Raw genomic sequence first — 14,593 nt, forward strand, 5'->3', positions numbered from 1 at the left:
TCATCTATTGCATCGAAAAGAATTCTGATTATACCATTCAGGGTCGATTGAGGTGCTGGTTCGATCAACCTCACTTTAGGAGGTGTATTATCTACATTCACTTGGAGAGCCCTCTCAACACGGTTTCCCGCCTTATCCTCAGCTACGATAATTATCCTATATACTCCATCCTTTACATTCCTCGTATTCCAATCGTAGGAGTCCTTACCAGTTACATCTATACTTATGCTATCAATATTTAATGACACCCTCTCCAAATTGGCTTCAAAGGTATTGAAGCTGATCGATACGTTATTCGAAATGTATGAGTTCGGTTTTGGTGTACTGATGATCAACGTAGGCTCTGTATTATCCACATAGAATGTGATCGTTTCAGAACTCGTATGACCGACGACATCATTCGCTACAAATACTATAGAATGAAGACCATCACTGAGCTCCTTCGTATCGATTAATATACTACTCTTATTAGTTACATCTACAAACTGCTTACCATCGAGCGAATACTTTACACTGATCAAATTCTCATCGAATACTTTGAAACTTATTGAGACTTTACCTCTCACGAAAGCTTTAGGCCTGGTAATGGACAATTCGGGCGGTTTCACATCAGGGAGTAATGTAGTGAGCTTTAATTCACCCGTGAATACCTCCTCGGTCACCTTGCCTGATAATAGGGTATTATGAATTATGATGAGATAGGTACCTGTTCGATTGATCGGGACCTGTAGGATTGTAGCGTTGGGACCAGCATTTTGAGAAGGATAGAACATTCCTCTACCAAGATAATTGTTACTGGGAATACCATAAATTTCGAGAAAGGCACCGGGAGGTACCGATGTAGCGATCAACCTTCCTGTAGGATCTATAGCGAATATATCAAGGCTCGTATGTGGCGAGGACCAACGGAATCTGAGGATCATCGTGTTAACGGTAGGATCATCAATCATAATAGCATAACTCCTCCATTCACCCGATAAGTATGTGCCGAGGAAGTCGAATGCACCATACACTGCACCATTATCGTAAAGGCTACCATTTACAGTCCTTGCCCCTCCGATCAACGATGGTAGATCTTTACCACGATACTCCACAGGAACCACGACAGAGAACGGTATATTGGTTACTTGTCCATTGCTACCATTAAGGGTAATGTAAGCTTGATAGACACCAGGTCTTGCATTTGAGGGTACATTCACAGTAGCTGTAAATTGCGCTTTCGATCTAGGTTGAAGGACGATATTTTGCTCATCTATAGTGATCCAATCCCAAACCGCTTTCTTATAGTAGTATGCAGTAAGTGTATAATTCATCGATGTGACATTTATCCTGGTCGAACCGGTCCAGAATGATATATAGATCGGTACTGGATATACACCTACAATAGGCGTATCGATGATTCTCTCAAGAGGGTTACCGATCCTAACCTCCTGAACCGTTCCATAACTCCCAGCCCTATTGATGAGTCTCGTCTCATTATACCAAATCAGACCATCCCGATTTACATCGTTCCATTCATAAAAGTAGAGTGAAACGATACGTAAAGCATCACCGTAGAGGGAAGATATCGTTTTATTATAGAAGGATTCGAAGGGATAGTTCGCCTTTATTACCACTAAGCATGTATCTTTAGGTATCGTACCAAACTTTTCTGTGAAATTAAAGTAATTGGGAATATAACCTCCTTTCTCTTTTAGGAGGGGGTCGAGTTTATGTGGTTCTGTGGTTAAATTGATCGATACTTGCTTGATAAGTTGGAGTTGTGTCGGTTTAATATTGATACTTAGAGTGTAGTTAGATGGATTATCTATGGTAAATACAGCTTTACTACTCTCACCAGCCCTTACTCTACCTGCGAACCACTTTGACATAGGTTGTGGTTTGGGAGGTAAGGTAGTTATGTTGATATTACTTTCACTAAAGTTGTAGGATCTTATCGCTACGTTAAGGATTTCTGAAATCTTCACATAGCTTGCATTGGTATATGTGATGAATGTACCATTCTGTGAAAGGGCGAAAGATATCGCCCTTTCAGCATCCACCCTACCTGCACCTTGGGTGAATGGGTCGTTGTAGATATCCTTGGCTGTGCTCATCAGTATATTCTTGACTAAGAATGGGTCTGGATCTTTGCCAGAATCTTTCAAAGCCTGAATTACGAGTGCAGCGACGGCCGCTGTGAGTGGGGCAGATAGACTCGTCCCTCCGAATAATCCGAAGGCCTTCTTACCATCACCAAAACCAAAGGCTGGAGGCAAAGGTATGAAGGTATATGTACCTACGTTGAGAAGGTCTGGTTTGACCTCTCCCAAATGAGTTGGGCCACGGCTAGAAAAGTCGACGATATCATCAGCATAATTTGTAACACCCCCGAACCTCGGCTCGATCCTTTGAAGGTAGAGGGGGAAGATATAATTGTATAGATGATAACTGGTAGATGCTCCTACGGAAAGGCTAAAAGATGCGGATGCTGGCGATCCTACAGAACCGTAACCGTAACCAGAGTTGCCGGCAGAATTGATGAATATAACTCCGGGAAATTTCGGATCTAGATGATTGGGTATGGATAAAACATTCTGGAGGATGCTAAGTATATCGAGTCCAAATGCGGAACGGAGGTACGTTAGACTCCTCACGCTCCAACTATTGCTAATAATATCTGCACGGCGCTCACCCGAGTATACCCAAGTATTCTTCTGGTTATCAAAATCGAAACCACTCGCCCACATCCATCCGTAGAGGACATCGGACCACCATAGGACCTTTATCGCCATTATAGAAGCGCCCGGTGCTATGCCCTTCAATCGATACTCCGTTTTATTTTTGTACAAATCGTAACCTACCCTACCCCTGCTCACAGCACTCAACGCAGCCGCAGTCCCGTGTGAGTTGAAGTCATGCATGACTCCGTAGAAGTTACCATTTCTGTCCAGACCTGGTAGAAGGGTCCCATTCACAGCACCCCAGAATCCGAATGGTAAATCCCAATGCTGCTTCGAGACTCCCATTCCAGTAACACCCCATATATCTAAGACCCTCGCACCGAGGAGCCCAGCACTGATATCCGCTACACCATCCCCATTAAAGTCTCTCGCCAATACCTCGCTACCATCGCCTACTCTATGAGGCATTTCATCATAAAAGCTGGCATCGATCGGCGGGATCTTTATTTCAGATGGTAGCAAACCTTGGTACGAAAGGGTAAGTAAAAAGTCAGCGTAGGCCGATGAAATATCTAAATAGACTGTATCGTAGAGACCAGGGACTCTTGAATCCACCACCAATGCGGGATAGAAGGACCCTTCCAGAGGATTGATCTGTACACCGAAGTGATAGATTCCACTCTTAGATACGATGTAATGGGTTGAGTTTTCACCGATCTTGAAGTCCAGATTCGAATAGACTAAAAGTGTCGGTCTGCCCCAGAAGGGGTACCATGGATTATAAACTCGGAACCGTAACCTTGATAGATTGAGGAATACACCTTTTTCATTCACGTATACGTTCGAGCTTATACCTTTGGGCAGAGGCCCTTCCCAGCTATGTATCCTCCCTGCCGAATCGATCTTTGCTATGAATGTCACATTCGTCAATACGATACCTTGACCGTCTGGATCGATCTGCATAGGTAAACCTTTAGAGTCTCGAGCAACTGCAACTGTAAGATCGGGTGCACCGAAGTCGACACCCGTATCGGCTATACCTATAACTACACCTCTACCATCGATCTTGTACCTCTCGTGAATCTTCTTTGCACCAACGATCTCTCCAACCCTGAACATATCGGTTTCAGGAATCTTGCGATCTTGAATCTTCATCGTTTCATTATAATCGATCATCATATCGGGCATTATATACCGAACATTTGGTATCGTGGATAACGTGTGAATCGATGAACTCTCTATCGATCCGAATACCAAGTATCCATGTTTATAACCCAGCGTATACGTGATGTGCATACAATTCTTAAGGTTATTGATATCACCACTTGCAAATACCACGATCCTTTTCATCGTTGGCGAAGCACTGAAGTTGATATTTGTGAAGATGCTCGATCTGATCTTCACATTAGGTGAAATGGGTGGGCTCGGTTCAACCATGAGGTTTGGATCTATCTTTAAGATCGGATTTATTATACTCGCATCGACCTTAGCTATCATAAAGTAGCTAGGTGTGATAAGTATATTTAGGAGTAAGAAGGCCAATTTAAAGAGCAGTCTGGAATCCACATCCTTGCATACTCGATAGTTGATAATAAGGGTATCGACGGCCCTCTCTTAATCCTTCGAGAACTCTGCATAGGTTCTTGGTAATAGAGTCTTTGTGCAAACTTTTACGGCATAATAGGTTAGATGGTCTATCATCTATCTTTATGTATGTGAAAACTTCGAATACTTACAAACTTTATGCATAAATACCACCAAAATATAATCAGATATTGAATGGTATTGAAGATAAAGTCTTTTAACATTATCATACTCATATCGATCATCATATTGAGTGTAATAAGTGGCCCGATAGGGCTTAGTTTGGCAGAGGAGCGAAGAGGGGCGTATCTGGATGAAATCATCTTCATCCATTATCTGGATGAGCAGGTAGCGGTTAGAGAGGTTCAGGCGGGGAATCTTCATACATACTTCTGGCGTATACCATTGGGCATTGCGGAGCAGTTGAAGACCGACCCGAATGTATTTGTGTATGAAGCACCGGGAGGGATCCTCAGCCTTCTACTGAACCCTGCACCAGTCAAGGGCGAATTAAACCCATTCTCAATAAAGGAAGTTAGGTATGCAATAAACTATCTGATAAATAGAGAGTATATTGTGAATGAAATTTTAAGAGGGTATGGCGATATTATGGTAGCGTGTTACGGACCTTATGACCCCGATTATCTCGTAGTTGTAGATTTACTCGAAACATTAAATATCAGATATAACCCTGAGTTGGCGAGTAAACTTATCACCGATGCCTTACTCAAGGCGGGAGCGAAGAAGGTCGATGGTAAATGGTTCTACGATGGTAAACCTATTACACTAAAGTTCTTCATAAGAAGTGACGATCCGAGGAGGAAGAGCATAGGTGAAGTACTGGTTTCTGAGCTCGAAAAGATGGGCTTCACCATCGATAAAATCTTCGGAGATCTAGCGAAAGCCACCAGTATAATCTATGGTTCCGACCCTAAAGATGCGGAGTGGCACCTCTACACAGAAGGTTGGGGCCGTTCAGCCTTCGTCAAGTACGATAGTGTTGTAGTATCTCAATTCTACTCGCCATGGTTCGGCTATATGCCCGGCTACGGTGAGCCGACCTATTGGAATTATAAGCACGATGAATTGGATTCGATTACAAAGAGGATAACTACGGGGAACTTCTCATCTAAGGATGAGAGGGATTCGCTGATCAGAAGGGCTGTAGCTCTAGGTATTGATGAATCTGTAAGGATCTTCATCGCATCAAGTATCGACCCATATATAATTAGTAAAGGGGTCATCGGTGTTGTCAACGATTTCGGTGCCGGGATTACAAATAGATGGTCCTTAGTAAATATGAGGATAGGTGAAGCCGTTGGTAAGAGTTTGAAGGTGGGGATGAAGCAGATCTATCAGAATTCTTGGAATCCGGTCAGAGGTATGACCGATTGGTACGCTACACGAATCTGGTATGGAGTTTACGACCCTGCAACGTGGACCAACCCCCACACGGGCGATGTAATACCCGTTAGGGCTGAATGGAAGGTCGAAACTGCCGGTCCTAAGGGCAGGCTCAAAGTCCCCAGTGATGCCATTGTGTGGGATCCCTATGCTGATAAGTGGAAGAGTGTTGGTGATGGTGTTACCGCTACTAGCAAGGTCACCTTCAAACTCAAGTATAGTAATTGGCACCATGGCCAACCCATGGCGATGAGTGATCTTCTCTACTCGATCTACTTCTTCTTCGAATGGGGGACGAAGGAGAGGGATGATGACCCTACATTCGATCCTGAATATACATCACAGGCTGAACCTATCGTTAAGACCAATAAAGGGATACGCTTCATCGATAAAGATACGGTAGAGGTTTATGTCGATTACTGGCACTTTGATGATAATTACATCGCCGATTACGCATCGGTATGGTCATCTACACCATGGGAGTTGATGGCTGCGATGGAGAAGGTCGTGTTGAGTAAAGAAGCCGCTTTTTCACGTTCCGCGAGTAAGGCAGCGAATGTACCGTGGCTCTGCCAATTGATTAAGAGTAATGCGGAGATGATCAAGAAGAAGCTCATCGAATTCAACAATGAAGGGTTGATACCCGAGCCTTTGAAGAATCATGTATCTTTAAGTGAGGCAAGGCGAAGGTATGAAGCAGCGATAAGTTGGATCGATCGGTACGGCCATGCGGTAATAAGTAATGGACCATACTATCTGGATAGCTACAACCCCGATGCGAGGACTATAGTTGTGAAGGTCTTTAAGGATCCAACGTACCCGTTCGAGCTCGGTACATGGAAGCACTTCCAGATTCTGAAGGTCGCGAAGGTTAAGAAAGTTGAAGTACCGACGGTGATAACGACCGATAAGCCAACTACGATAAGAGTATCGATCGATGTGGGAGGAGAGCCGAGCCACGATGCAGAAGTGAATTATAGAATCATCGACCCTGAAGGTAAGACCGTTGAAAAGGGTAATGCAAAGCCTTCGGAGCCGATAGGCACCTTCACGATAGACCTTCCGAAGGAGCTTACATCGAAGTTGAAGGTAGGCTCTTACACACTAAGGCTATTCGCGATCAGTAAAAAAGCGATCAAGCCAGATATCTATGAGACGAGCTTCATCGTGGGCGAAGCGCCCAAACCGTCACCAACACCATCACCAACCCCCACACCCATACCCATACCATCACCATCACCATCACCATCACCATCACCAACACCGACCCCAGCTCCCCCCGTTGTAGGGCCTGAAGTTATTATAAGTATAGTCATCTCGATGGTACTTGTGGTCTCGATTACACTATTGATGAGGAGAAAGCTCTACAGATCCAAAATTTAATCCTTCATGATATAGTATGAGTTTAGGCAGATTCTTAATATCCAGAACCTTAAATATGGTATTGGTATTATTCGTTACAATCTTCATAACCATCGCCATAGTAGGTCCGGCGATGGATACAATTTTGAAAAGGTCCGTGGAGATCGAGGTTAAAGCATCAATCTTACAAAGTAAAGAGGTGATCGCCCGTTTTAGAGATCCGAAAGAGTTGGAGAATTATATACAATTGCAGGTGAAGAATGCTATCGAGAGCCTCGGTCTAAATGAACCCTGGTATTCGCCAAGGAGGCTATGGACAGTTATTTGGAGGCTCATCTCCTTAGACCTTGGCCAATCGTACTACCTAAGAAGTTTCAGCGGATCTGAGAGTGTGAAGGAGATCATTTTAGAAGCCCTACCCAAAACTATACTGCTATTCACCACCGCTACAGTATTGAACTCGATCATCGGTATCCTATTGGGTGTCGCTGTAGCCCGTAGATCGGGTTTGCTCATAGATAAATTTACATCGACATTCGCGGTCGTTAGTACCAGCTTTCCATTGTGGTGGGTCGGTATGATCATGATCATCTTATTCGCTTACAACTTTAGAATCTTCCCGGCCAGAGCCACGCCTTTAATCCCTCCAACTGATCCGAACTACCCTCTAGCCCTCCTCTACCATATGATACTCCCTCTACTCACGTTAGTAGTTATAGGATTTGGAAGCTGGACTTACGTAGTTAGAAACCTTATGATCGGGATACTACAAGAGGATTACATTACAGTCGCTATGGCGAAGGGTACCCCGGAAAGGAAGATACTTTACGGCCATGCGTTGAGGAGTGCAGCTCCACCGATGATCACGATGATCGCGTTGAGCCTCTCGGGATCTTTAGGTGGGGCGATCATTACTGAAGCAGTATTCGATTGGCCCGGTATCGGGAGGCTTTACTGGAATGCGGTAAGTGCATTGGATCTGCCCGTCATTATAGGCCTTACATACATAACGACCGTCGTATTCTTGATCAGTATATTTATTGCAGATATTCTCTACAGCGTATTCGACCCTCGAGTGAAGGTCGGATAGATGCATATGAACCTATTATCATCACTCAGATCATTTTGGGATGAATACAAACGTTATAGATTGGGCCTAGTCGGCCTCTTCCTCTTAACCATTCTGATCGTCACATCGATTCTGGCCATGATCCTCATACCGATCGATACATTTAAACAATGGCATAATCCTTCATACTGGACACGCTACCCCAAAGTCGCTCTACCAGCGTGGATAAATCATTTTACGATCAGCAAACTTCCCGAGCATTTGATCCTCGATAGACCATTTGTAAAAAAGGGTAGCATCGGAGCAATTCAAACCTTCAACCACATCTATACCGTTCAATTTCATTATGATGACTTTCCAGACGATTTTATCTTCAACTACTTCGTGAAGTATAAAAGCATACCTCCCTTACTCGAAGTCTCTGTAAGTAGACCGGATGGCGATCGAATACTATTGATAAGAACCAGCCTTCCACCAAAACCCTATGGCTTAGATACTTACACATTTAACGGGTCGATCTATTCGACCGATCGGGCTATAAAGAGTAATGTAGCCCATTATTTAAGTGAGCAGATCGGTACATCTGCGATCATAGATTTGGCACCTCAAAACGTAATCTTCTCGGAGAAGCCATTCAGACTCGATTTAAAATCCAGAGTTCTAAAGGGGACTTACGTATTCAATGTGACTTTTTACACGTTCGATCAAGACGATCAAGTAATATCGAGTGAGTTGATATTGGGAGGGAAGGTATTCGGCCTCCTTGGTACAGATGAATTGAGAAGAGATCTCATCATAGGGATACTGTGGGGCACACCGGTCGCCCTCTTTATAGGTTTATCGGTAGCGATTCTGGCCGTATTCGTAGGGATCGTTTATGGTGTCGTTAGTGGATACTATGGCAGAAGGGTAGATGAATTGATGATGAGGATCAACGATGTTATCTACTCGTTGCCCGCATTGCCATTCTTGATCATCCTGGCAGTATCATTCGGTAAGAATATACTGCTCGTAGTACTTTATCTAACTATATTCGGATGGGTAGGTATAGCGAAGGTAGCTAGAAGTATAGCTTTACAACTCAAAACGTTGGCCTATGTTGAGGCGGTCGAGTTGATGGGTGCTTCTAGATGGAGGGTGATGTTTAGACATATAATGCCTCAGATCACTCCATTCGCACTCGCAAGTATAGCACTATCCGTCCCATCAGCTATCTTAGCGGAAGCGGGGCTCAGCTTCTTGGGTTTAGGAGATCCCACTCTACCGACATGGGGCCAACTGCTTCACGATGCCCAACTCTACGGTGCTGCTGCACGAGGGATATGGTGGTGGATCATACCCCCTGGATTGATGATCGCCATAACGGGATTGGCATTTGTATTCATCGGTATAGCGATGGATGCCGTGTTGAATCCGAAGATGAGGAAGGCATAAATGGTAGATCTAAGGGTTGAAGGCCTTACAACTTACTTTTTTACAAGAAGAGGTATTGTAAAGGCCGTCGATAACGTATCATTTAACCTTAGAGACGAATCATGGGGAATAGCGGGAGAGTCAGGCTGCGGTAAAAGTACACTCGGCCTATCTTTGTTAAGGCTCGTACCACCACCCGGAAGAATTGTGAAAGGCTCGATGATCCTTGATGGTGAAGATCTGTTGGCGATGGATGAGAAGACCTTTCGAAGTAGAGTAAGATGGAAGAAGATCTCGATGATATTTCAAGGTGCGATGAATGCACTTAACCCTGTTTATCCTATAGGCTACCAGTTGGCTGAGCCACTTATCTATCATTATGGATTCTCAAAGAGTGAAGCTCTAAATTTCGTTAAGGATGCTTTAAAAGAGGTCAGATTGAGTCCGAGTTTGATCGATCGATACCCTCATGAGCTGAGTGGGGGTATGAAACAGAGAGTTGTAATAGCCATGGCGTTAGTACTCAAACCTAAGATAGTGGTGGCCGATGAACCGACCACGGCTCTAGATCTGATAGTACAAGCACAGATCATCAACCTGATGAAGAGGTTGAAATGGGAGTCGAAGGTATCGTTCATACTTATGACACACGATTTGAGTATGATTTCAGAAATAGCCGATAAAGTAGCCATAATGTACGCGGGTAAGTTGGTAGAATCGGGTACTTCTGAACGATTGTATAGTGATCCAAAACATCCTTACACCCAAAGCCTTCTATCCGCCATACCAAGGCTGAGAGGGGGTAAGAAGAAGTTAACATTCATACCCGGTTCACCACCAGATCTGATCGATCCACCATCGGGCTGCAGATTTCATCCCCGATGTGTTCATGCCTTGCAGATATGTAGAGAAAGAGAGCCCCCTAGCATCGATCTGGGAGATGGTACGATGGTATCTTGCTGGTTGTACGAAGGTGGTCAAACTCATTGAACGGCTTTACGAATACGGATGGTGTGTTACTATCGGTAAAGGGCTTAAGAAAGTGGTTTCGAGTAAGAAGAAGTTTCATGGATTTCATAATGAGGCGGCCAGCACGTTATATAAGGGCTGTCGATAAAATCGACTTCGATATAAAGGTTAAAGAAGTATTCGTATTGGCAGGGGAGTCGGGTTGTGGTAAAACGACTACTGCAAGGTTGATCCTCAGATCTATAGAGCCTGATGAAGGGAGTATCATCTTCGATGGTATGAATGTAAATAAGTTGAAAGGTAGAGAGTTAAAAAGGTTCAGAAGATTGGCACAGATCGTCTTTCAAGACCCCTACGCCTCTTTAAACCCAAGGTTAACAGTATTTGACTGTCTGTTGGAGCCATTGATGGTGCATAACGTTGAAGGGACAGGTGGTGAAAGGAAGGAGAGGGTTTATAAGGCGATGGAGGAAGTGAAGTTACTTCCGATCGAAAATTTTGAGCGCAAGTATCCACACATGCTCTCAGGTGGTCAAAGGCAGAGGTTGGCCATAGCTAGAGCCTTGATCTTAAGGCCAAAGTTGATAGTAGCCGATGAGCCTGTATCGATGCTCGATCTTTCGATCAGGGCTGAAATCCTAGACTTGATGATCGCGCTCAGAGATAAGTATGATATAACCTACCTTTATATAACCCACGATCTTTCGACTGCAAGGTATGTAGGGGATAAAATTGCGATTATGTACCTTGGCAAGATCGTTGAAATGGGCCCTTGCGAAATCGTTCTATCCGATCCATTACATCCATACACTCAGGCCTTGATCGATGCAATTATAGAGCCAGACCCTACCAATAGGTTCAGAGAGAGAAAGGTACGAATAATGGGTGATATTCCAAATCCTTTAGAAATCCCTAAAGGGTGTAGATTACATCCAAGGTGCCCATACACCATGGAGAAATGTAGCCTAGTCGAACCCCCTCTTATAGAGTTTAAGCCTTCACACTACGTAGCCTGCTACTTATACTCCTAAAACAATAAGATCATCCTTTCTCTACGACGATCAATGTCGATGTGGAGCGTATTCCATGCATCTTTCTAATCCTATTGATTACAACATTCTTTAACTCCTCCAGCTCTTCGGTCTTCGCTTTAGCGATTATATCATAAACGCCGTAAACGATGTGCGCTTCTTCAACACCCTTTATACCTTTCAATAGGTGTAAAACTTCTTTTTCTAAGCCCAATTCACAATTTATTAATATAAAAGCCTCGGGCACAATCTTCCATTAACCTTAGGATTTAATAAAGTTGTTGTTAATTTTGTACAAGGGTTTGAATATCTATCTATCATCAAAAAGTGTAAGGAAGGGGGTTATGTATTGCGATAAGAGATGAATAAGCAAGAATTAGTAAGATAGTAAGGAAGGTCATGGGGAGAGTGAAGGTTTTAGATGTTAAATCGGATCTCTACCAATCTATACCATTCTATACCATTCTAGACCATGGGCCTATGCTCAACCTTAAGAATCGCATCGATATCGTCTAGAGTCGTTCGCTCTCCATTCAAAATCCTTTGAAATATCTCTATTCCCGCATATTTGTTAAGGTACTCATTATTGTTACCACAACGGTATGAATACGTGCATCTTGGACACCCACTCTCCGATGTGCAGTTACACTCTGTCAAGATTTTATAACCCCTATTCAAGATAGGAATCAATCGTTCATAAAGGGCTCTCGTTGCACCGTTGCCACCTACTGAACCATCGTAGATAAATATTAATCCCGATGTACCGAGCGAGATACCGCCCATATCCCTCCCAGCACCTCCCGTAATCATATCACTACCTTCAATAATTACATGCTCGGTCGCATGAAAGCCACTCGCAATCACCTCATCCCACTTCTCCTTAGGTATTTTACTCAACTTATCCTTTGGTATGGGTGCTTTAAACACGATACCCTTCGTATTGAATGAGTATTCAATAGGATCTTTAAGAAAGATCTTTATACCCTTTAAAGCATCAGAACCTATCTCATGATTTACATACCCTACGACCCTCTTGAGAATTGAAAGTTCGCAGTACACAACATCTACATTTAAGACCTTCTTTCTCTCTATAATCTTCTGTACGTTAGGCCATTCTTCCAACAGAGCTTTTGTATAGTAAGGATAATTGGGAGGGACCTTCTCTACGACCGCTTCGCCAACCCTTCCATCGAATTTAAAGCTGATCGATCTATACCGCTCACCTTCAAGAAAGTATATCGCCTCTGGATGAAGCTCTTCGATGGCCATTGGCATATTTCGCTCACCGACCTTCTTCCTTCCATATACGATCGAAACGGTTTCGCCACATCCACGTATATCATACTTTTGAAGGATCTTTCTCGCCTGAGGATAATTCGGCTTTAATCTACCATCACTCTCTACAAGTAAGCCTTTCGATAACAGATTATTTAAAATCAGTCTGTATGAGGGGAACTCTCCCTTTAAGATCGGTCTGTCGAAGGAAGAGGCGAGGATCTGAAGTTCGGCAACGGTCGGATTCTTTGGATCGATGTAACCGAGCTCGATATCTTCAAAGTAATCCTGAGGGTTCATTCTATAGTATTGGCTGATAGGGTCGTTCTCTCTCAATACGAGGAAAGCTATACTCTCCTGACCCCTTCTCCCCACTCTACCAGTCCTTTGGATCAAGCGTGTTACATTGACCAACTCGGATATCACAGAATCTACGATCCCGATATCTATGCCCAATTCTAAAGTGGGTGTAGAAGAAAGGGCCTTTAAGAGGGCCCGCTTGAAGAGATCTTCGACCTTTTTCCTATGGCTCGGTAATAGACCAGCCCTATGAACACCAATTGCTATACCATTTCTCCTCGCATAGAAGGCGGTCAACTCAGCCCCAAGGTGCGAGTTGGAGAAGATGAGTGTTTGATAACCGTAAGAGTTGAGTTGCTTTAACAGGTCGATTACGAGTGAACGGTGAGTTCGAAGTGTAGGAAATAGCATTACGAAGTGTATCCTACCATGCTTACCCTTTTCACCACTTACCACTTTGAATTCGACATCGAAGAGGGCTTCACAAAACTCCTTCGGGTTACTTATCGTTGCGGAAGCGGCGATGATCTGAAACCTACCTGTAATCCTCCTGAGCCTCTTCATAATATAGTGAACGTTTGCACCGAAGATCCCCGTATATACGTGAACTTCATCGACTACGATATACTTAACGGTATGAATGATCCTCGAAAATGGTGTGCGGTGCATCAGATGTAAATGGAGTGTATCGAAATTCGTTAAAATGATCTCAGGAGGGTCTTTGATAATACGTTGCCGCTCATCTCTTGGAGTATCACCATCAAAGATCTTCACCCTTACACCTACGGCATCACCGAGCCTTTCGAGTTTCGGCAATTGGTCCCGCGCCAAAGCTTTCGTTGGATAGATGAATAGGGCAGAAACCCCACGGTATGATGAATAATATCGATCGATATGCTCTGAAATTTTATGGATGATAGGGATCGCGAAGGCCTCGGTCTTCCCACTCCCCGTAGGCGCTACAATGACGATATCTTCACCATTCAGTATAAGGTCGATGGCTTCTTCTTGAAAATGGTAGACACGCTCTATCCCACTATCTTTAAGTACTTCGATGAGTTTTTTGTTTATATTTAACTCATCGACCTTACAGCCATACTTCGGTTCTTCTTCCTCAAAGAGTCTATAGGTGACTACGTAATCGCTCCTGCTCAACAGAGCCTTCCTTACGGGTTCGGGCAGTTCATTGAGAGTGAGGCCGAAAGAATTCACCATACGCTCGATTTCACCCTTAGAACGAATCAAGCCCTCCATCTCTAGCATCTTCTCCATATCTACATTCTTCTTCACGACCCCTCGATCAAACTCTTCAAGAAAGCTTAGGTAAACCCTATCCAGAGTATCTCCTCCCTTAATCACGTGGCATATCGCACATCTACTGCACCGAATGATATACCTACCGTCGTAAAGCCTCTGAATATCGGTCTGGCCTCTGCATGAAGGGCAGCGATACCTATACACAACCATAGTTACGATAGATGCACGATAAGAATTTATCCTAGGGGTTAGAGGTATCGATTTAC

General features: G+C 43.8%; 8 protein-coding genes. 5 read left to right on the forward strand and 3 right to left on the reverse strand.

The window, feature by feature from the left end:
• Positions 1-4,229 (reverse strand): S8 family serine peptidase (locus NZ896_02155; protein MCS7116254.1); only part of this gene is annotated, 4,229 nt, incomplete at its 3' end.
• A 219-nt stretch (positions 4,230-4,448) separates the two neighbouring features.
• On the opposite strand from NZ896_02155, the gene NZ896_02160 reads away from it, so the two are divergent.
• Genes NZ896_02160 through NZ896_02180 form a run of 5 tightly spaced genes read left to right on the forward strand, consistent with a single transcriptional unit; the run spans position 4,449 to position 11,495 of the window.
• Complete coding sequence (locus NZ896_02160) at positions 4,449-7,034, forward strand: ABC transporter substrate-binding protein (GenBank protein ID MCS7116255.1); 2,586 nt, start codon at positions 4,449-4,451, stop codon at positions 7,032-7,034.
• A gap of 16 nt (positions 7,035-7,050) precedes the next feature.
• The gene (locus NZ896_02165; protein ID MCS7116256.1) at positions 7,051-8,103 is read left to right on the forward strand and encodes an ABC transporter permease; all 1,053 of its coding nucleotides are present in this window, start codon (positions 7,051-7,053) and stop codon (positions 8,101-8,103) included.
• A complete protein-coding gene (locus NZ896_02170) occupies positions 8,104-9,516 on the forward strand; it encodes an ABC transporter permease (protein ID MCS7116257.1) in 1,413 nt (470 codons plus the stop codon).
• The gene (locus NZ896_02175) at positions 9,517-10,485 is read left to right on the forward strand and encodes an ABC transporter ATP-binding protein (protein MCS7116258.1); all 969 of its coding nucleotides are present in this window, start codon (positions 9,517-9,519) and stop codon (positions 10,483-10,485) included.
• The gene (locus tag NZ896_02180) at positions 10,482-11,495 is read left to right on the forward strand and encodes an ABC transporter ATP-binding protein (GenBank protein ID MCS7116259.1); all 1,014 of its coding nucleotides are present in this window, start codon (positions 10,482-10,484) and stop codon (positions 11,493-11,495) included. The genes NZ896_02175 and NZ896_02180 overlap by 4 nt, the downstream gene beginning before the upstream one ends.
• Positions 11,496-11,505: 10 nt before the next feature.
• On the opposite strand, the gene NZ896_02185 is transcribed toward NZ896_02180, so the two are convergent.
• Entirely contained in the window at positions 11,506-11,742 is a 237-nt protein-coding gene (locus NZ896_02185; GenBank protein MCS7116260.1) for an Lrp/AsnC ligand binding domain-containing protein, read from the reverse strand.
• A gap of 218 nt (positions 11,743-11,960) precedes the next feature.
• The gene (locus NZ896_02190) at positions 11,961-14,537 is read right to left on the reverse strand and encodes a DEAD/DEAH box helicase (GenBank protein ID MCS7116261.1); all 2,577 of its coding nucleotides are present in this window, start codon (positions 14,535-14,537) and stop codon (positions 11,961-11,963) included.
• Positions 14,538-14,593: the final 56 nt, after the last annotated feature.

The sequence above is a fragment of the Nitrososphaerales archaeon genome (genome assembly GCA_025058425.1).
GTDB lineage: Archaea > Thermoproteota > Nitrososphaeria > Nitrososphaerales > JANXEG01 > JANXEG01.